This window comes from Thiorhodospira sibirica ATCC 700588 (assembly GCF_000227725.2).
Taxonomy (GTDB): domain Bacteria; phylum Pseudomonadota; class Gammaproteobacteria; order Ectothiorhodospirales; family Ectothiorhodospiraceae; genus Thiorhodospira; species Thiorhodospira sibirica.
Genome location: NZ_MU255056.1, coordinates 1041591 through 1061039, shown reverse-complemented (window position 1 = coordinate 1061039; position 19449 = coordinate 1041591). Strand labels below are relative to the sequence as shown.

Here is a 19449-nt window from a genome sequence, read left to right as displayed (position 1 = left end):
GCCTAAAGACAGGCCGGATAATCAAGATTTAGCCACTCGATCTGACAACATCATGCTTGCAACTGCTCATCCCATACTTGATCGTATCCATACGCCCCAGGATTTACGCACGCTGTCTGAACATGAATTGCCTGCACTGGCGTGCGAATTGCGCCAGTTTCTGCTGGAGTCAGTGGCACGCACTGGCGGCCATCTGGCGGCCAATCTTGGGACAGTAGAACTCACCATTGCCCTGCATTATCTCTTTGATACGCCTTACGACCGCCTGGTGTGGGATGTGGGGCATCAAAGCTATGCCCACAAAATCCTCACCGGACGCAAGACCAAGATGCACACCCTGCGCAGCCGGGGCGGGTTATCGGGCTTTCCCAAGCGTGAGGAAAGCGAATATGACAGCTTCGGCGTGGGGCATTCCAGCACCTCCATCAGCGCAGCGCTTGGGATGGCCCTGGCAGCGCGCCAAAAAGGCGAGGCCCGACGCAGTGTCGCGATTATCGGCGATGGTGCCATGACGGCGGGCATGGCCTTTGAGGCGCTCAATCATGCCGGTGGCAATAAAAGCGATATTCTCGTGATTCTCAATGATAACGAGATGTCGATCTCGCCCAATGTCGGCGCGATGAATAATTATCTCGCCCGCTTGTTATCCGGGCCGATTTATTCCAATGTGCGCGAGGGCAGTAAACGGGTGCTTAACCACATGCCGCCGATGCGTGAATTCATGCGCCGCGCCGAGGAGCATGTCAAAGGGATGATTGTGCCGGGCACCCTGTTTGAGGAATTGGGCTTTAATTATTACGGCCCGATTGATGGACACGACCTCGACGGGCTGCTCAAGATGCTGCGTAATCTGCATTCCCTCAAGGGGCCGCGCCTGTTGCATGTGGTCACGCAAAAAGGCAAAGGCTATACCCCTGCCGAAAAAGATCCCTGCACCTATCATGGCGTGGGTAAATTCAACCCAGACGTTGGCATTGACCCCCAGGCCAAACCGGTACGCCCGAACTATACCGAGGTATTTGGGCAGTGGCTGTGTGATCAGGCACAGGCGGATATGCGTCTGGTGGGCATCACCCCGGCGATGCGTGAAGGCTCTGGCATGGTGGCCTTTTCCCAGCGCTTCCCGGAGCGTTATCACGATGTGGGCATTGCCGAACAGCACGCCCTGACCCTGGCTGCCGGCATGGCCTGCGAGGGTCTGAAGCCAGTGGTGGCGATTTATTCAAGCTTTTTGCAGCGCGCCTATGATCAGCTGGTACATGATATTGCCCTGCAGAATCTGCCGGTATTGCTGGCCATTGATCGCGCCGGGGTGGTCGGGCCAGACGGCGCCACTCATGCCGGGAATCTGGATTTGAGCTTCATGCGCTGTGTGCCCAATCTGGTGATCATGGCCCCGGCGGATGAAAACGAGTGTCGCCAGATGTTATCCACCGGCTTTGCCCTGAACCAACCGGCGGCAGTGCGCTATCCGCGTGGCTGTGGCCCAGGGACTGCAATGACGCCCGGCCTGGAAACTTTGCCCCTGGGACGGGCAGAAATCCGCCGACAGGGCCGCAAAATCGCCATTCTCGCCTTTGGTGCGCCGCTGATTGAGGCCAGCGCCGTGGCGGAAACCCTGGATGCCACCGTGGTCAATATGCGCTTTGTGGCACCGCTGGATGAAAACCTCGTGCTGGAACTGGCCGCCTCGCATGAGCTGCTGGTGACCGTGGAAGACAATGTGATTGCTGGCGGTGCAGGCAGTGCTGTGGCTGAATGTCTGGCGCACCATGCGCAGACCACGCCGCTGTTATTGCTGGGGCTGCCCAATCGCTTTCAGGAGCACGGCAGCCGTGAAGAATTGCTCCAGGATGCCGGGCTGGATGTTGCAGGCATTGAGCAGGCCATTCGCACCCGTCTGGAAAAGCTTGGTCTATGAGTGCAGCACTTCCCAGCCGCTCGGTGTTTTATCTGTCTGATGGCACCGGCATCACCGCCGAGACCTTGGGTCATACCCTGCTGACCCGCTTTGACGGGGTGCATTTCAATATCTCCAATCTGCCCTTTCTCAACACCCCTGAAAAAATCGATCAGGTGATTGTGCGCATCAACGAAACCGCCCGCCGGGAAGGCAGCAAGCCGCTGGTGTTCATCACCCTGGTGGATCGGGCTTTGCGCGATCGGCTCAAACACTGTCATGGCGAGATCTTTGATTTTTTTGAAGCCTTTACCGGCCCGCTGGAACAGGCGCTGGGCCTTTCTGCCTCGCAGGTGGCGGGGCGCTCTCACGGCATCGGTGATCTGCACGTCTATTCACAGCGCATTGATGCCTTGCATTTTGCCCTGCACAATGACGATGGTGCGGCGATTCGCGACTATCCGCAGGCCGACATCATCCTCATGGGCGTGTCGCGCACCGGCAAAACCCCGACCTGTCTGTATCTGGCCCTGCAATTTGGGATCGCCGCCGCCAATTATCCGCTGGCCGATGAGGATTTTGACAGCAAGCGCCTGCCCGCGCAGCTGGAACCTTTCCGCACCAAACTCTTCGGTCTGACCATTGATGCCGAACGCCTGCAACAGATTCGTCAGGAACGTCGCCCCAACAGCCGCTACGCCAGCACAGATCAGGTCAATGATGAAGTCAGTGCCGCAGAACGGCTGTTTCGCCGCGAGCGCATCCCCTTTTTAAATGTCACCCAGATGTCTGTTGAGGAAATCTCGGCACAGATCATTCAACAGGCCGCCGTAGTCCGCCGAATTTATTAAAAACCGCTTAAACCGTGATGGCATCCGCCCGATGCCATCCCCTGAACCGCGCCGCCTGGGCGCACCCACACGACCTTTGCTCAATCGCTGCTACCCTGGACTCACCACACCATGCGTCTGTCTCAATTTCCACTTGCCACCCTCAAAGAAACCCCCGCCGATGCCGAAATCATCAGCCACCAACTGATGCTGCGGGCGGGCTATATCCGCCGCCTGGCCTCGGGTTTGTATACCTGGATGCCGATTGGCCTGCGTGTTTTGCGCAAGGTCGAGGCCATCGTGCGCGAGGAAATGAACCGCGCCGGAGCCCTGGAGGTTCTGATGCCCGCCGTACAACCCGCTGAATTATGGCAAGAATCCGGGCGCTGGGAACAATACGGCCCGGAGCTGTTACGGCTGCGCGACCGCCACGCCCGTGAATTTTGCGTTGGCCCCACCCATGAAGAGGTGATCACCGACCTGGTGCGCCGCGAAGTGCGCAGTTATCGGCAATTACCGGTCAATTACTATCAGATTCAAACCAAATTCCGCGATGAAATCCGCCCACGCTTTGGCATCATGCGGGCGCGTGAATTTCTCATGAAGGACGCCTACTCCTTCCACGCCGACCGGGAAAGTCTGGTACACACCTATCAGCAGATGTACACCGCCTACAGCAACATCTTTCGCCGCTGTGGCCTGCATTTTCGCGCCGTCGAGGCCGATACCGGCAGCATCGGCGGCAGCGCCTCGCATGAATTTCATGTGCTGGCCGATTCCGGTGAAGACGCCATCGCCTTTTCCGACCAAAGCGATTACGCCGCCAATGTGGAACTGGCCGAAGCCCTGGTCCCACAAAACCCGCGTCCCGCACCTTCACAGCCGCTCACCCTCACCGACACGCCGAACGCCAAAAGCATCAGCGATCTGGTGAACCAATTTGGCCTGCCCATCGAGCGCACCCTGAAAACCCTGGTCGTTGAAGCCGCCGAGGGCTGCAAGGCCCCGCTGGTGGCCTTATTGATACGCGGCGATCATGAACTCAATGCCATCAAGGCAGAAAAACTGCCCGAGGTCGCCAGCCCGCTGCGCATGGCCAGTGAAGAACAAATCCGCGCCGTTATCGGTGCCGGACCCGGCTCCCTGGGGCCGGTGGGGCTGAATATCCCCTGCATCATGGATCGTAGCGTGGCCGTCCTGGCTGATTTTGCAGCGGGTGCCAATATGGAGGGCAAACACTACTTCGGCATCAACTGGGAACGCGACGTACCCGCCCCGCCGGTGGCCGATCTGCGCAATGTCACTGCCGGTGACCCCAGCCCCGACGGCCAAGGCCAGCTAGAAATCAAGCGCGGCATTGAGGTCGGTCATATTTTCCAGCTCGGCGACAAATACAGTCGCGCCATGCAGGCCGGCGTACTCGATGAACAAGGCCAGGAAATCATCATGACGATGGGCTGCTATGGCATTGGCGTATCACGGGTAGTCGCCGCCGCCATTGAACAAAACCACGACCCCCGAGGCATCGTCTGGCCACTGGCCATCGCCCCGTTTCAGCTCGCCTTATGCCCCATCAACGCACATAAATCCGCCGCCGTTGCCGAGGCCGCCGAACGCCTGTATCAACGCTTTAGCGAATTAGGCATTGAGGTCTTATATGACGACCGCAACGCCCGCCCCGGCGTCATGTTTGCCGATATGGAACTGATCGGCATCCCCCATCGCATCGTCATCGGCGAACGCGGACTGGATAAAGGCGAAGTTGAATATCAGGCACGCACCGCCAGCGAATCGCAAAACATCCCGGTCGAAAATCTTGAAGCGTTTATATTGGAGCAACTGGGTAAAACGGCCTAGAAAGTGTGGCGACACCTTCCAGGTGTCGCTTAAAAGAAGCGACGGCTAGAAGCCGCCGCCACCTCCTGCTCGGCATTCCATGACAGTAAACCGGCAGATGCCGAGCGAGTTAAGCTTTAGCGGTTTTCAGGATAAAAAGGAAGAGGAGATAAAAACGATGCAAGGCGAAGTTCTTGTCGCTATTCTTAATAATAAAGATGATTTAAATATACTTTATGAACAGCACTGGTATCGTATCCCTGTTGCCAGCGTGAATAAATTACTTAAAGGGCGTTGGCCACCTCGGTGGTTAGCGTTTTACCAAACAAAAGTATTTGGAAAACATGCTTACGCCGTCAGATATTACGCCGAAGTCATTGACATTCAGGAAGCCAGGCGCTGGGATCTATTCCCTGATGAGCCACCAAACAGCAAACAAAAAAAATTATATTATAAATTAAATATCAAGCCATTGCAGACGCTTGAAAACCCTATTTTCAGTCGCCGCTGGCGGCGCATAATCTTTATCCCTACAACATGGAAAAAATTCATAAGTGCCTCAGAAATTAATGACCTATATGACGGAAGCCCGCTTGAAGACCGTCTTTGGGCGGCACTTAAACGCTGGGAAATCAATGCGGAAAGACAAGAATGGATTAAAATTAAAAACACTGGTTATTTTTTGGATTTCGCAGTGTATTGCAATCAGGGCAAGCTAAATCTTGAAACCGATGGTGATACCTGGCATTGCAATAAAGAACAAGCCCGGCTAGATAATATCCGTGACAACGAAATATCCACGGAAGGCTGGCGCGTGTTGCGTTTTAACACATATCAGGTTAAAAATGAAATGAATAAATACTGCATTCCGATAATCAAACAAAATATCAGCCGCTTAGGTGGTTTAGAAAAAAACTTAAATTAAAATATAACATTGCAGCAAATCGTATGAAACTAACGCAAGTGTCGTTCAGTGAGGTTATCCAAGGGGTAGCGGTTGGCGATGCCCTTGGCTACCCGTTGGAATTTATGTCCAATCCAAGGCTCAGTGATTTACAGGCAATGGTGGATGCTAAAGATACCTTGGTCGTGTCTGACGACACCCAAATGACCTTGTTTCTGGCGGAGTCATTGATATTGGGGCGTTGTTTGTGGCAGGGCTATCATCAATGGTTTCAGACGCAGACAAGCCCCGCACCGACAGACCTACAGGCGAAGGCAGAAACCGGGTTGATGCGTTTTATAGAAATGTACATCGCCCGGGCGCCCGGAAATACCTGCATGGCGTCTGCCGCAAAAGCGCGTAGCCCACATGAAAACAACAACTCCAAAGGCAACGGTACGGTGATGCGTTGCACGCCGATCCCGTACTATGGAAAATCGCTTGGCTGGGATATGGATAAGGTGGTCGCATGGGCTGGGACGGATGCGAAAGTCACGCATGATCATCCATTCGCCCGTTATGCCAGCGAAGTCTGTTGCATTATTCACTGGTTAGTGCTTGAAGGCTGTACCTTTTATGAGGCATATCGTGAAGCGCTGGCACGCTCGCGTGATTATGGTGTGTCAGAGGAATTTCTTGAGCATTTGACAGCGGTAGACACCCCGCATGACTATGCGGCCTACAAAAGAAATCACGACGGTTGGGTCGCAGAGGAAGCCTTGGCCTTGGCCGTCGGGTCAGTCTTGCATGCCCGTGATTTTATGCAAATGATCAGTAACGCCGTGGTGATAGCCGGTGACTCTGATACCGTAGGCGCCATTGCCGGTGGCCTTGCCGTGTTAAACGGTATGACCCCGCCCCCTGAATTAGTATCAAGGCTGGACCTTCTAAAGCCCATCGCCTACATCAACACGGTATTTCCATAAAAATAGCGCCGGATACACTCCGGCGCTATTTTTGCTCAGGACATTCGGCGGGCTAAATCTTCAAATTTAGGCGTATGCAGTTGTTTTGACGTTGACGTCCTCCTCTCCCTGAAGGAAGAGGATTCCTACGGCGAGGTTGCACAATGCACATACAACACACGCTTCGGTGGGTTCCTGCCCCGAGACCGCCCAAGGAGAAGGCTTGGTTATCGCCGCTAAGCTCCACGCGGGAGCTTTTACGGTGGCGAACCAACCCACCTGCCTGCCGCGACGCACCTGCCTGCGCCGCGCGCGTCGCGGCAGGCAGGCGCGGCGCAGGCAGGTGCTCCCCAGGACTCACATTCTCGTATCTGACAGGCGTTACTTTCGGTCCGCCCGACCGTAGGTTTATAGAACATGGCCAGTATAGCGGCGCTATGCGAATCTCCGCAAGGGAGATTCCCGCGCCGTGCGCTATACTTCCCCGCCCTGAACGGCGGGGTTTCTCGCGGAGAAACTGATGAGGGCACGGGGTGCCTTTAGGCGGTGGTATTGATGTAATTTCCCAGGTTAGCCGGGAGTTGGGTTGACGGTGGGGCTTCCAGAGCGACATTCATCGTGCCAAGCAAGCTGTCCAGGCTTTGTTCCTGGACCTCCAGCGTTTTTTTGATGACAGCGATATCGAGTTGTTGAGCCAGTTTTTGCTGGGAAAGCTGCGTTGCCAGGCTGGCAATGGCATTCACATCCATAATATCCTCCGAGTGTTCAAAATCAAAGATCAGGTCAGTGTATCAAGGTTGCCCGCACAGATGGCGGTACGCTAAGATGCTCGCCCCCTCATGATTGAATCCGTTAATGTGGACGATTTTATTATACGCGCCTTTATTGGAGGCGTGCTGGTTGCAATAGTTGCAGGGCCGCTTGGAACCTTTGTGGTTTGGCGGCGTATGGCCTATTTCGGCGATACTTTGGCGCATTCGGCGCTGTTAGGGGTCGCGCTGGGCTTTTTATTGAGTCTCAATCTCAATCTGAGTGTGATTGCGGTTTGCCTGGGGCTGGCCCTGCTGCTGGTGTTTTTGCAGCATCAGCAACGTCTGGCATCGGATACGCTGCTGGGTATTCTGGCGCATAGCACGCTATCGTTAGGGATGGTTGCGGTGGCCTTTCTGGAAGGGATACGCATTGATCTGATGGCTTACCTGTTTGGCGATATTCTGGCTATTTCGTATGACGATCTTGGCTGGATTCTGGGGGGCGGTTTGTTGGCGTTGGTGATTTTGGGCTTTTTATGGCGACCGTTGCTGGCGATGACTGTGCATGAGGATCTAGCGCGGGTGGAGGGTGTGCCAGCTACTCTGGTCAGTATGCTGTTTATGCTATTGATTGCGGTGGTAATTGCGGTGGCCATGAAAGTCGTCGGGGTGTTGCTGATTACCTCCTTGATGATCATCCCGGCGGCTACGGCGCGGCGCCTTGCGAGTACCCCGGAACAAATGGCGTGGTTTGCGGCGGGCTTTGGGTGTTTGGCGGTTGTGGGGGGCTTGGGGGGCTCTTTACGTTGGGATACGCCCACCGGCCCATCTATTGTGGTGATGGCGGCAGTGTTGTTTGGTGCGATCCATCTTGTATGGGGGTTGTGGCCCTATGCCGTTAGGTCAGCAAGGCGCTTCTTCAAATAACACGCTGGCTTATAAGCTTCTCGGGGCATCGTGCCATGCAAATCCTTGCACAGGCTTGCATGACACGGTTGCAGCGACACCGTGACGGTGGGCGCTATGTGTTTGTTATAGGTCGCTATATTGTTGCGACAAAGATCAGCGCCAACCCGCCCGGTCCATGATGCGCACAGCCGGGGCGTTGTATTCACCCAAAAGCGTCATGTTCACGCTATCCGCTTGGTATTCACCAAAGCCTTGCAGGGTTTCGCTCCAGCTAACGCCAGGCTTGACGGGGTATTCCTGATTGGCCTGGGCATACCATTGCTGCGCCTGATCACTGACCAAAAACTCCAGCAAACGGATGGCATTGTCTTTGTTACGGGCATGTGCGGTCACGCCAGCGCCGCTGATGTTGACATGTACCCCGCGATCTGCCTGATTAGGCCAGAAAACACCAACTTTCTCGGCGGCGGTGCGTTCGGCAGCATCTTCTGAATTAAGCATCAAGGCCAGATAGTAGGTATTGGCGATGGCAATATCACATTGACCCGCCGCAACGGCACTGATCTGGTCACGATCCCCACCCACCGGCGGACGGGCAAAATTTTTGACAAAGGCATTGGCCCAGTTCTGCGTCGCCTCTTCCCCTTGGGTGGCAATCATCGAGGCCAGCATCGACTGGTTATAAACATTATCGGAGGAGCGAATGCAGATGCGTCCACGCCACGCCTCACCGGTCAGCGCCTCATAGCTTGAGAGGCTGCTGGGGTCTACCCGATCCTTGGCGTACATGATGGGACGCGCCCGCTGTGACAAACCAACCCAGTAACCTTGCGGGTCACGGTAGGTTTCCGGAATATCCCGCGTCAGGATCTCAGAGCTAATGGGCTGTAACACGCCGGCCTCTTTGGCACTGTGCAGATTGCCGGCATCCACCGTGATCAACACATCCGCCGGACTATTGCGGCCCTCGCTGCGCAGTCGCTGCAACAGGGCATCAGCCCGCGCCGTGACCAGATTGACGCGAATCCCGGTTTCCTGGGTAAATTCATCAAGCAGCGGCTTGATCAGGTTTTCCTGACGGGCGGAATACAGATTGACCTCGCCATCGGCAGAGGCTGAGACTGGAAAGGCCAAGCCTGCCAGCAGCAGGCCAGGAATGAAAAATCGGGACAAAGAAACAGACATGCTTCAATCACCTCAGTCAATAAATGGCAAGTGCTGCAAACACCCGCCTAGCCCAATAATGCACAGATCGAAAACCTGTGTATTACCTGTAAAAACATGGGTGCCAGTATACATCAAAAAGAAACACAAACAATAACTATTTGCATTAGAGATGTACATCTTGCACTGACAATTCACGCACAGCGCAGAGCGCCATGCGTGCGGTCGCTGCGGGTTTGCCATGAGGGCTTTAACGGTAAAGTTGGTTTATGTCGGGCGCAGTTCGGCATTTCCGGAGGCATTGCGGCTCAGATTGGCGGCGAAGTGGGCCGCGCCGCGCAGGCCGATGGCGGTATCCAGAATGACGGCAACCGGCATCTGGGTCAGCAGGTGGGTCATCGGTGGTTTGTCGGCAAAGGCCTGGATGAAGCGGTTGTCTTCCTGCAACAGGGGCAGGATTTTGGGGGCAATCCCCCCGGCGATATATACCCCACCAAAGGGCAGGCAGGATAGCGCCAGATCACCAGCCAGACTGCCGTAAATCCGCGCAAACAAGGCCAGACTTTTATAGGCCAGTCGCTCCTGATGCTGCAGGGCAAATTCGCTGAGCACCGCCGCCGGATCTGCCGAGGACTGCGCCAATGCCGCCTCCAAGGCGGGACTGGCGGATTCACCCTGCGTCCGCAAAAATTGTGCAATGCGCACAATGCCCTGTCCGCTGAGCACATGTTCGCGGGTACAGCGGCCCTCCTGAGCGAAGATATATGACCATAGCCGCTGCTGCTGGGCATCGGCGGGGGCAAAACCGGCATGACCGCTTTCGGTGGATAAGGCCTGACGGGCGCAGCCGGGTGGCACAATGCAGACCCCAAGCCCGGTTCCCGCGCCCAGAATAAGCCGCGTACCGCGCAGCGGGGGCTTGCCCGATTGCAAGGTACAGTGCTGCTCCTCTTCCAGCGCATCCAGGGCATGCGCAATGGCGGCAAAGTCATTGAGCAGCACCACCTTGGCAATACCGGATTGCTGCGCGATGACGCTGCCTTGTAAACACCACGGCAGGTTCGTCAATTGCGCCTGTGTGTCATCCTCCTCCAGCGATTCCACCGGCCCGGCCAGTGCCAGACAGGCGATGTGCGGCGGCGCGCTCAGACCCGCCCGGGTGCAAAAATCATCCAGCATGGTATGGATATCGGCATAGGCCGCACTGAGATAGCGCCGCTGATACAGCGGTTTTAGGCGCTTGCCGTCAAGCTGTGCCAAGAGCAACAGGCTTTTGGTGCCGCCGATATCGCCGGCGAGGATATATTGATCTGAACAGGCTGTGTGCATCGATACGCTGATTCTGTTTCGTTAACATACGCTAACGCGCACCCTCGATGAGGATGGGTGAATCCACCAAAGCCCGCAGGAAAATCCCACGGGCGCCATTCTCGTCGCGTTCCATTTCAATGCCGTTTGAGCGAATGACCTTCGCAGAACCGATGTTGATGATCTCACCTGACCAGCTCGCTGTCTTTGATGTGTACGCCTCACAGACGCGCACCAGCTTCTTCCCGCGTTCGATGCACTTCTGCTCTAGCCGTTGGCCGAACCGATAGTGCGCGAACGAGAGGAGGCTGCGGACAGACTTGCGGCGGAGCTTTCGCCCAGCCTTTGACGTCATCTGCTTTGTTTCAAATGTTGGCAGAAGGATGACATCAAAGTTGTCCGTTAGAAAACGAGCGACTTTCCAATGGAGTTCGTCGATCAGGTGCTTGATCTTCAATCGGATAGCATCCGCCGCTTTCGTAAAAGACAGACGTTTGCGCTTCCCTTCCGCTTTATCGCGACGAGACAAGAGACGGTCCAGATCCAGATGATGCGCTAGGCGCACAATCCTCTGGAAATCGTCTTGCCCTAGATGACCAACGTGAAGGTCGCTAAAGAATGTCTGGAAGGTTCTCACACCGGGGTCAAGGGCAACCAGACGGCCTTGGTTCTCGGCTGCATCTGGTTCTTTTAGAACCGGGAGGGAGACATACCACTTGTTGGCAAACTTTATGACACGACCATCACGCAGATTCATCGGTAGTGCCTCTGCGAACTTCATGTCGCCCAAGGCCCTAACGTTGAACCCGCGCCGATCTTTTGACCACTGATCATTCCTGAGAAAGAATGACTGTTGCGCATCTTTACGCGATTTGTAGCGACACCGGCTGACCTCGCCCGTGCGCTTGAATTTCGCAATCGCCTGCTGCACGGTCTGGCAGGCTTCTGCAACTGCACCATCACGAATCGCTCTCGGACACTCCTTTGTCCAGGGGTATTCCTCAGCGAGATGGGGGATCAGGTACTTCTTGATGGCCATGAAGTTCGGATGGACGATCCGCAGATTCAGTAGCCAAATTGTCTCGTTGTAGACGAACCGATAGACGCCCAACCACGAGTTCAGCAGCTTCGCTTGCGACCGCGTTGGCCGCATCTTGATTCTTTTTGCTCTGGTAATTTCTTCGCCCGTAGCGCCTGCAAGCGAAGACATGAACGATGGCCAGTAAATCTTCGGCGAGTTCACGTTCGGGTTCTCTTTTATCTCCACTGAGAACCACGAGTTCACTGCCGCACTCGCGGATAATCCACGCAATGAGTTCAAATCCGAAACGAACGAGTCGGTCTTTGTGGGCAACCACAACTGTGAGCTTCTCGCCTCGCAGGCATCGTCCCAGTAAGGATTTAAGCCCTTTACGCTGATAGTTGAGGGCGGAGCCGACATCTTGGATGATCTCGACACCTGGGTAGCACTCACGCAGGTATTGGGCTTGTCGCTCAAGGTCTGGCTTTTGGGCAGGTGAAGACACTCGGCAATAGCCAATGATAACTGGCTTGGCTTCAACGGCGGCGCCAAGATAGGAGTCGACATCAAACCTTCGCTGCCCACTGGCAGTTCGGTAAGTGGCGATTCGCCCTTCATCGGCATATTTTCTAAGTGTGTTTGCATGGAGTCCGAGTATTTTAGCGGCTTCTCTGGATGGAACATACCTGGGCATGTGTGCTCCGCGTTTACTTAAGAATGTAAGCAAAAGTTAGTATAATAAAGCCTAGATGTCAACTCCATGAGAAATGATCCGCTTAATCGGCGTGCTGCTCCAGGCGTTTTTTAAACACCTGCATTTCCTTTTCGGCCTGTTTATCGCCGCGTCGGGCGGCAACCTCAATACCCTGGGTATAGGCGCTGAGGGCCTCGGCGGTCTGTCCATCCAGCGTCAAGGCTTTGCCAAGCAGCTTCCAGGCAGCAGAATAGTCCGGATCATAAACCAGAGCCTGACGCAAATGCACGATTGCCTGTGCGGCGTCATTGGCTTGCAAATAAGCATTGCCCAGCGAAAAACGCAACAGGGCATTGTCTTGTCCTCGGGTTAATAAATCCTCCAGCACGGCAATGGTCGCCATAGCAAAGCCCTCTTGATATCACAGGATTTAAATATCACACGATTTAAGCGTTGCGGGAGCACCAGGCACTGGCTTGGCACGAAGCCGCAGGCTTCGCGGTGTTTTATGGGGAATGGATGGCACACGATGCGCCATGTTACAGTGAATATGGCGCATCATGTGGATAAAAGCAGGTAGCTATAGCGCGCTTATGCAGGGCGACGGGCTAAGGGCATCAGCCACATCTGATACAGCGAAGTCAGCAACATGATGGCCACGGTGGAACCATAGCCAAGGCCAGCGACCAGGATCATCCAGGCAAATCCGGGGTTGAATTTGGTCAGCCACCAGCCGGCAACATCCAGCGCCAGCGAGAAAAACGGGATGAAGATGATGAGCCCTTTGATCCAGGGTTTAAATCCAACGGCCATGGAGAAAATCAGGCCGATGAAAAAGAAGATAAAGGACATGCCGAACAGATGGATATGTGAAACCCGCGTCAGGTGTTCAATGGAAGGGCCTTTATCCACCTCGGCTGATTCTTGCATGACTTCAAAGAGGGTGACATTGGGCAGGGTGGGGATGTTGGTATGACAGGCCGCACATTTGGCATCCACAATGGGCTTGATGGTGCCTTCCCATTCGCTGAAAGGCGCGCCGCGTCGTGCCCATTGGATCATGATCTCATTTTCCTCGGGCGTGGCTTTGTCGCTCATGGAGCCCCTGAGCTTGGCTTCCAGGCGGGAATTTTCACGATTGCCGTAAAAACTGTAGACAATATCGTTCATCGATAGCCCCAGCTTGCCATCGGCCATGCCATGCGTGAGCAAAATCTGTGTGCCGGCGGCTAAAAAACCAAAGCCGACAACGATCAGATAACCGGTAAATAATGCCTTGAGCGGGACGTGCAATCCCGGCAGATTGAGCCATGTTGTATGCATTCTAAAAAATACCTTTTTGCAGCCTGAAATCGTGAGGATGTTGGGGGATGCACGGTATCACTTCAGTGATAGGTCCGCCAAATGTGCATAACGCTGAAGCTTAAATCAATTTATTGCTAAATAAAATAAGCATATTCTTAATTATGAATTACTGGGAAAAGAGGGCCTTGCTGTGTATCCATCGGGAAAACGGCAAGATACAAACAGGCATTGGTCAGGCCAGTGCCTGTTGTGTGGGTGCGGACCGCCCAGCGCATGATAAAAAGTGGATTATTGACTACAGGGCATCGGGGTTGGTGGCTTTACGACGGGCTTCTTCTTTGCCAACCAGGCCCTTGCTGAGCAGCTCTTTGAGCGACATATCCAGGGTTTGCATCCCCACACCCTGACTGGTCTGAATCGCCGAGTACATCTGGGCAATCTTGTTTTCACGAATGAGATTACGGATGGCCGGGGTGCCGAGCATGATTTCATGGGCAGCGACACGCCCGCCGCCAATGCGCTTGAGCAAGGTCTGGGAAATCACCGCCCGCAAGGATTCAGACAACATGGCGCGGATCATGTCTTTTTCAGCCGCAGGAAAGACATCCACCACGCGGTCAATGGTTTTGGCCGCCGAGCTGGTATGCAGGGTGCCAAACACTAAATGCCCGGTTTCTGCCGCACTTAAGGCCAGGCGGATGGTTTCCAGGTCGCGCATTTCCCCGACCAGGATGGTGTCAGGGTCTTCACGCAGGGCCGAGCGCAGTGCCTCATTAAAACCCAGGGTGTCACGATGCACCTCGCGCTGATTGATCAGGCAGCGTTTGGATTCATGAACAAATTCGATGGGGTCTTCTACGGTGAGGATGTGGCCGTATTCATTTTCGTTTTTGTGATGGACCATCGCCGCCAGGGTGGTGGATTTACCCGAGCCGGTCGGCCCGGTCACCAATACAATGCCGCGTGGATATTCGGCAATGCGTGCAAAGATCTTGGGGCATTTGAGTTCTTCAAGGGTGAGGATTTTGGTGGGAATGGTACGAAAGACCGCCCCGGCCCCCCGGTTGTGATTGAAGGCATTCACACGAAAGCGCGCCAGCCCCGGGATTTCAAAAGAAAAGTCGGTTTCCCAAAATTCTTCATAATCCTTGCGCTGTTTATCGTTCATGATGTCATAGATCATGCCATGCACCGCTTTGTGTTCCATCGCGGGCACATTGATGCGCCGCACGTCGCCATCCACGCGGATCATCGGCGGCAGCCCGGCGGATAGGTGCAAGTCAGAAGCGCCGTTTTTGACGCTAAAAGTCAACAGTTGAGCAATGTCCATAAAAATCCCCGCGATTTAAGATGAAGGCACGTACAGCGCCGTCAATATAGCACCCACCCGCTGGCCTGTCACAGGTCTTGGGCATAAGGCCAGCGGCCATAATACGGCGGGGCAGGGCCGGATTTAATCCTCGTCGTCTTTGGGTTTGAAGGCAGCGATCAGTTCTTGCTGGATACGCGCCGGGACGGCCTCGTAATGACTGAATTCCATGGTGTAAGAACCCTCGCCGCCGGTGACGGATTTGAGCTTGGACTGGTAATTATCCAGCTCACTGAGCGGCACTTGCCCGTCAATGATAGAACGCCCATCCGGCAATACGCTGGTGCCATTGATGCGCCCACGCAGATTGGCCAAATCGCCGGTGATACTGCCCACAGCGGAACTGGGGGTTTTGATCTGGATATTTACCACCGGCTCCAGTAACACTCCTTTGGCTTTGTGGATGGCATCCAGAAAAGCCTTGCGGGCAGCGGCGATAAAGGCGATTTCCTTGGAATCAACCGCGTGATATTTGCCGTCATACACGGTCACTTTAAGGTCTTGCAGCGGATAACCGGCGATGGCGCCGCTTTCCAGCACCTGACGCACGCCTTTTTCCACCGCCGGAATGAACTGTCCGGGGATGGCCCCGCCGACAACGGCGTTACCAAACACAAAGCCCTCGCCGCGTGGCAGCGGTTCGATGCGCAAAAACACCTCGCCAAACTGGCCCGCGCCGCCGGTTTGTTTTTTATGGCGGGCATGGCCTTCGGCGGGCTGGGTGATGGTCTCGCGGTAGGGGATGCGCGGTGGCCGGACCTCCAGCTCCAGATGATAGCGCTCACGCAGCTTATCCAGAATCACCCGCAAATGTTGCTCCCCGACGGCGCGCAGCACGGTTTCGTTGGCATCCTTGGCCTGCTCAATGACCAGACAGGGGTCTTCATCGGCGATTTTGTGAATGGCATCGGAAAATTTTTGTTCGTCACCGCGTTTTTTGACCTGAACCGCCAGGCCAAACATCGGCGCCGGACAGCGGATAGAGCGCAGATGAAAATGATCCTCGTCATGCGAATCATGCAAAACCGCATCAAAGTGCAGCTCATCGACCTTGGTCACGGCGCAGATGTCGCCGGGCAGGCCGAGGGGAATCTCTTTGTGTTCTTTGCCATGCACCCGATACAGATGCGAGACCTTGAACGGTTTGCGGGCATCGCCGATAAACAGTTGGGTATTGGGGGTGATCGTGCCCTGATGGATGCGAAAAATGCCCAGTTTGCCGATAAACGGGTCAAAGCTGATCTTAAAAACATGCGCCACAACGTGCTGTTGCGGGTCGGGCAGCACCATCACCGGCTTGGCGGTTTCGCCCTCGCCTTTGACAAAGGGCGGTGGATTGCCCTCGGCCGGATTGGGCATCAGCTCACAAAAGACGCGCAGTAACTGCGCAAGGCCCGCGCCGGTTTTGGCCGACACAAAGCAGATCGGTATCAAATGACGCTGCCGCAGGGCTTCTTCAAAGGGATCATGCAACTGCTGTGGATCAAGCGCCTGGCCCTGCTCCAGATAGCGCTCCATCAGCGCCTCATCGAGCTCAACCACCTGATCAATCAGCGCATCATGCGCCGCTTTGACCGAGGAAAAATCAGTCTGTGCCGCAGTATCCGGGGCAAAGTAACAATCCACCACGCGGCGTCCCTGATCTGCGGGCAGATTGATGGGCAGACAGCCCGGCCCCAGGGTGTCGCGCAGGCGGTTCATGACCGCCTCCCAATCAATGCCCGGCTGCTCAATTTTGTTGATAATCACCAGGCGGCAGGCGCGCATATCATCGGCGCGCTCCAGCAAGCGCGTGGTGGTGATATCTACCCCATATTGCGGCTCAATGGTAATCGCTACGGTTTCAATCGCGGGCAAGATACTCACCGCCCGCCCGAGAAAATCCGGCATTCCGGGGGTATCAATGAGATGGATATGGCAACCGGCGTTTTCCAGGTGGACAATGGCCGGTTCCAGCGAGTGCTGTATGGATTTTTCCAGCGGGTCAAAATCGCACACCGTCGTGCCTTTTTCGATGCTGCCCGCCTCTGGCAAGGCCCCGGCCTGCACCAGCAATGCCTCAATCAGCGTGGTTTTACCGCTACCGCCCGGACCAACCAGGGCAATGTTGCGGATATCATGCGGTCCATACTGTGCCATCGTGTGTCAACTCCTTACAAAATAAAGGGATTATCGTGGCGGCGGCTCCCAGCCGTCGCTTTTTTGGGTGCGGCACCTGGACGATGCCGCTACGTTCGGACTGTGATCAGGACGGCGGGCTATCACGCAGGGTCTGCATCCAGGCGCGCAGCTCGCCATCCTCCTGTGGCAGGTTTTTCAGCGTGGGTTTGCAGGATAACAGCACCTGCAAAATAGCTGCGTGCAGATGCTTGCAGGGTGCCAGATCCACTTGTGCATCGGGGTGTTCCATCAGCCAGGCCAACAGGGTATCGGCCTCTTCAACCGTACAAAATTCTTCCAGAATCGCCGTTTGTTCTTCAAAACGTATGGGCATGAGGAAACTCCGAATCAGGCCAGCCAGGCGGTGGTTTGGCAGCGTGCCAGCAGCTCGGCAAGCTGTGCATCGCTGAGATGAATAGGATTGGTCTGCATACTGGAACCGCGACAGTGGGCAATGATACGCGCATAATCCTGCGCTGTGACCCCCAAAGCCCCCAGGGTTGGCAGCCCCAGAGCCTTGCTCCAGGCATACAGCTGTTGTATCAAGGCGTCATGCGCGGCGTTATCGTCCAGCGCCGGGTTACCCGCCAGCACCCGTCCCAAGGTGGCATAACGCTGCAAGGCCGCGCTGCCAGGCTCAGCGTGGCGCAAGGCCTCGATATTGCTGTGCGTGGCCGGGGCCAGCAGGGCACCACAGACCAGGCCGTGGGGAATCGGGAAAAAGGCCCCCAGCGGCGAGGCCAGCCCGTGTACTACGCCCAGCCCTACCTGAGACAGGGTGATCCCCGACACCATCGCCGCGTAAGCCATCCCGGAGCGCGCCTCGGCATTACCAGAGTCCTGCACCAGCGGCAGCAGACTCACACGCAGGCGGTGTAACGCGCTCAGTACCAGGGCATCGGTGTGCGCATAGGCCCGCCGGGAAACATAGGATTCGAGTAATTGTGTCAAGGCATCCATGCCATTGCCCGCCAAGACCTCAGGCGGGCAGTGCTGCAGAAAATCCGGATCAATCAGCGCATGACGCGCCATCAGCAAATCACTGCGAAAGGATTTTTTATAGCCATCCCCACCGCGTACACTCAACACCGCGTTTTTGCTCATCTCTGCGCCGGTACCGGCGGTGGTCGGTGCGGCAATCAGGGGCAGCGCCGGTCCATGATAAGGCCGTTGCGGGCCAACGCCTTCCAGATATTCCAGCACAGAATCTCCGCTGGGCAACAAGCCCGCAATGGCCTTGGCGGCATCCAGCGCACTGCCACCGCCAATGGCAACCACCGCCGCAATGCCTGCGCTGTGATACTCCCGAACCACCGCATCAACCCCGTGCGGCGAGGGTTCATCGGCAACCGCGTGGATCAACACTTCCAGCCCTTCGGCCTCAAAGCGGGCCAGCATCTCCGGCCAAAATGGGCCACGCTGCAAAGACTGGGCGCCGGTAATCAGTAAAATACGCGGTCCGAAGCGACGGGCCCGTGATGCAATCAGCCGGCGCACCCCGCTGCCAAAGTCAATCTGCGGCAGCACAAAATGGCTAAATAATTGCCTAGGCATTGATGCATCGTGATCAAATGACATAAGGTTATCCTGGGTTGCTATTGGCGCGGGTTATCGCGCTGGTACGCGGTTGCAATGTACTATACTGCACCAATCCAAGGCGATGCGTTACTGCTTTAAGTCTAAGAGGCTGTTTGGAAATTAATCGCGTAATGGCTTAACCTACGATTTTTTCTAGGAAGTGGCCCACATGCCCCAGAAATGCAGCAAGAAGATTCGCAAAAAAACGCTACCCGAGTCACCTCAGCGACGGCGCCTGGAAGGCGATCAAGCCGCTGTTGCCGAGCGCCCCGGTCGGGCGCCCTCGTAAGCTCAGCATGCGCCAAGTCATCAATGCGATCTTCTATATCCTGCAGACGGGCTGCCAGTGGCGTCAGCTGCCGCGCGACTTTCCTGCCTGGTCGGCAGTGTACTATGACTTCAATCGCTGGCGGCGCGATGGAACCTGGCAGCGTCTTCATGACAGGCTACGCGCTCGGCTACGGCAACGCCACGGGCGTCACAAGCATCCGAGCGCCGGGTGTCTGGACAACCAAAGCGTCAAGACCACGGCGATTCCTGGCGAGCGCGGCTATGACGCCGGCAAGAAGATCAAGGGCCGCAAACGCCATCTTCTGGTCGATACCCTGGGGCTGGTGCTGGCCGTCCTTGTCACCGCCGCCAGCGTGCAAGACCGTGATGGGGCGCGCCAACTCCTGCGCCATCTCCCCGGTCATTGCAAAAGCTGCGCACGATCTGGGTTGACGGCGGCTACAGTGGACGCCTGGTTGACTGGGTTGCCCAGCGCTTTCGTTTC

General features: G+C 55.7%; 16 protein-coding genes and 2 pseudogenes. 7 read left to right on the top strand and 11 right to left on the bottom strand.

Annotation, left to right across the window (positions count from 1 at the left end; genetic code table 11):
• Nucleotides 1-49 precede the first annotated feature (49 nt).
• The 5 genes from dxs (at nt 50) to THISIDRAFT_RS05040 (ending at nt 6435) form a co-directional block, all read left to right on the top strand.
• Nucleotides 50-1921: a 1-deoxy-D-xylulose-5-phosphate synthase gene (gene dxs, locus THISIDRAFT_RS05060; RefSeq protein WP_174269462.1), complete on the top strand. Its 1872-nt coding sequence runs from the start codon at nt 50-52 to the stop codon at nt 1919-1921.
• Nucleotides 1918-2751 (top strand): posphoenolpyruvate synthetase regulatory kinase/phosphorylase PpsR, encoded by an 834-nt coding sequence (ppsR, locus tag THISIDRAFT_RS05055; protein ID WP_006786202.1) that lies wholly within the window; start codon nt 1918-1920, stop codon nt 2749-2751. The genes dxs and ppsR overlap by 4 nt, the downstream gene beginning before the upstream one ends.
• 111 nt (nt 2752-2862) lie before the next feature.
• Nucleotides 2863-4587, top strand: coding sequence for a proline--tRNA ligase (locus THISIDRAFT_RS05050; protein ID WP_006786203.1), 1725 nt, complete (start codon nt 2863-2865; stop codon nt 4585-4587).
• A gap of 79 nt (nt 4588-4666) precedes the next feature.
• Nucleotides 4667-5491 (top strand): endonuclease domain-containing protein, encoded by an 825-nt coding sequence (locus THISIDRAFT_RS05045; protein ID WP_217159103.1) that lies wholly within the window; start codon nt 4667-4669, stop codon nt 5489-5491.
• A 23-nt stretch (nt 5492-5514) separates the two neighbouring features.
• Entirely contained in the window at nt 5515-6435 is a 921-nt protein-coding gene (locus tag THISIDRAFT_RS05040; RefSeq protein WP_006786205.1) for an ADP-ribosylglycohydrolase family protein, read from the top strand.
• Between the two features lie 518 nt (nt 6436-6953).
• On the opposite strand, the gene THISIDRAFT_RS05035 is transcribed toward THISIDRAFT_RS05040, so the two are convergent.
• Nucleotides 6954-7163 (bottom strand): YjfB family protein, encoded by a 210-nt coding sequence (locus THISIDRAFT_RS05035; RefSeq protein ID WP_006788391.1) that lies wholly within the window; start codon nt 7161-7163, stop codon nt 6954-6956.
• A gap of 90 nt (nt 7164-7253) precedes the next feature.
• Between THISIDRAFT_RS05035 and znuB the strand changes: the two genes are divergently transcribed.
• Nucleotides 7254-8093, top strand: a complete 840-nt coding sequence (gene znuB / locus THISIDRAFT_RS05030; protein WP_006788390.1) for a zinc ABC transporter permease subunit ZnuB — start codon at nt 7254-7256, stop codon at nt 8091-8093.
• Nucleotides 8094-8228: 135 nt separating this feature from the next.
• Here the strand turns inward: znuB and THISIDRAFT_RS05025 are convergent, their stop codons facing one another.
• The 10 genes and pseudogenes from THISIDRAFT_RS05025 to THISIDRAFT_RS04980 form a co-directional block, all read right to left on the bottom strand.
• Nucleotides 8229-9260: a Fe(3+) ABC transporter substrate-binding protein gene (locus THISIDRAFT_RS05025; RefSeq protein ID WP_006788389.1), complete on the bottom strand. Its 1032-nt coding sequence runs from the start codon at nt 9258-9260 to the stop codon at nt 8229-8231.
• A gap of 246 nt (nt 9261-9506) precedes the next feature.
• Entirely contained in the window at nt 9507-10568 is a 1062-nt protein-coding gene (gene glk / locus THISIDRAFT_RS05020; protein WP_006788388.1) for a glucokinase, read from the bottom strand.
• A 31-nt stretch (nt 10569-10599) separates the two neighbouring features.
• Entirely contained in the window at nt 10600-11700 is a 1101-nt protein-coding gene (locus THISIDRAFT_RS05015) for an RNA-guided endonuclease InsQ/TnpB family protein (RefSeq protein ID WP_246585327.1), read from the bottom strand.
• Between the two features lie 55 nt (nt 11701-11755).
• Nucleotides 11756-12262, bottom strand: a pseudogene (locus tag THISIDRAFT_RS05010) (IS607 family transposase); the annotation flags it as partial.
• An 82-nt stretch (nt 12263-12344) separates the two neighbouring features.
• The gene (locus tag THISIDRAFT_RS05005; protein ID WP_006788386.1) at nt 12345-12665 is read right to left on the bottom strand and encodes a tetratricopeptide repeat protein; all 321 of its coding nucleotides are present in this window, start codon (nt 12663-12665) and stop codon (nt 12345-12347) included.
• Between the two features lie 188 nt (nt 12666-12853).
• Entirely contained in the window at nt 12854-13585 is a 732-nt protein-coding gene (locus tag THISIDRAFT_RS05000) for a hypothetical protein (protein ID WP_006788385.1), read from the bottom strand.
• A gap of 277 nt (nt 13586-13862) precedes the next feature.
• Entirely contained in the window at nt 13863-14897 is a 1035-nt protein-coding gene (locus THISIDRAFT_RS04995; RefSeq protein WP_006788384.1) for a type IV pilus twitching motility protein PilT, read from the bottom strand.
• Between the two features lie 123 nt (nt 14898-15020).
• Entirely contained in the window at nt 15021-17075 is a 2055-nt protein-coding gene (gene fusA / locus THISIDRAFT_RS04990) for an elongation factor G (RefSeq protein ID WP_006788383.1), read from the bottom strand.
• A gap of 106 nt (nt 17076-17181) precedes the next feature.
• Entirely contained in the window at nt 17182-17430 is a 249-nt protein-coding gene (locus tag THISIDRAFT_RS04985) for a hypothetical protein (RefSeq protein WP_006788382.1), read from the bottom strand.
• Between the two features lie 14 nt (nt 17431-17444).
• Entirely contained in the window at nt 17445-18674 is a 1230-nt protein-coding gene (locus THISIDRAFT_RS04980; RefSeq protein WP_006788381.1) for an iron-containing alcohol dehydrogenase, read from the bottom strand.
• Nucleotides 18675-18843: 169 nt separating this feature from the next.
• Between THISIDRAFT_RS04980 and THISIDRAFT_RS04975 the strand changes: the two are divergent.
• Nucleotides 18844-19449 (top strand): annotated as a pseudogene (locus tag THISIDRAFT_RS04975) (IS5 family transposase); the annotation flags it as partial.

Coding starts and splice junctions, on each gene's coding strand:
- ppsR (WP_006786202.1), top strand. CDS start 1,918: ATGAGTGCAGCACTTCCCAGCCGCTCGGTGTTTTATCTGTCTGATGGC.
- THISIDRAFT_RS05050 (WP_006786203.1), top strand. CDS start 2,863: ATGCGTCTGTCTCAATTTCCACTTGCCACCCTCAAAGAAACCCCCGCC.
- THISIDRAFT_RS05045 (WP_217159103.1), top strand. CDS start 4,667: ATGACAGTAAACCGGCAGATGCCGAGCGAGTTAAGCTTTAGCGGTTTT.
- THISIDRAFT_RS05040 (WP_006786205.1), top strand. CDS start 5,515: ATGAAACTAACGCAAGTGTCGTTCAGTGAGGTTATCCAAGGGGTAGCG.
- THISIDRAFT_RS05035 (WP_006788391.1), bottom strand. CDS start 7,163: ATGGATGTGAATGCCATTGCCAGCCTGGCAACGCAGCTTTCCCAGCAA.
- znuB (WP_006788390.1), top strand. CDS start 7,254: ATGATTGAATCCGTTAATGTGGACGATTTTATTATACGCGCCTTTATT.
- THISIDRAFT_RS05025 (WP_006788389.1), bottom strand. CDS start 9,260: ATGTCTGTTTCTTTGTCCCGATTTTTCATTCCTGGCCTGCTGCTGGCA.
- glk (WP_006788388.1), bottom strand. CDS start 10,568: ATGCACACAGCCTGTTCAGATCAATATATCCTCGCCGGCGATATCGGC.
- THISIDRAFT_RS05015 (WP_246585327.1), bottom strand. CDS start 11,700: ATGCGGCCAACGCGGTCGCAAGCGAAGCTGCTGAACTCGTGGTTGGGC.
- THISIDRAFT_RS05005 (WP_006788386.1), bottom strand. CDS start 12,665: ATGGCGACCATTGCCGTGCTGGAGGATTTATTAACCCGAGGACAAGAC.
- THISIDRAFT_RS05000 (WP_006788385.1), bottom strand. CDS start 13,585: ATGCATACAACATGGCTCAATCTGCCGGGATTGCACGTCCCGCTCAAG.
- THISIDRAFT_RS04995 (WP_006788384.1), bottom strand. CDS start 14,897: ATGGACATTGCTCAACTGTTGACTTTTAGCGTCAAAAACGGCGCTTCT.
- fusA (WP_006788383.1), bottom strand. CDS start 17,075: ATGGCACAGTATGGACCGCATGATATCCGCAACATTGCCCTGGTTGGT.
- THISIDRAFT_RS04985 (WP_006788382.1), bottom strand. CDS start 17,430: ATGCCCATACGTTTTGAAGAACAAACGGCGATTCTGGAAGAATTTTGT.
- THISIDRAFT_RS04980 (WP_006788381.1), bottom strand. CDS start 18,674: ATGTCATTTGATCACGATGCATCAATGCCTAGGCAATTATTTAGCCAT.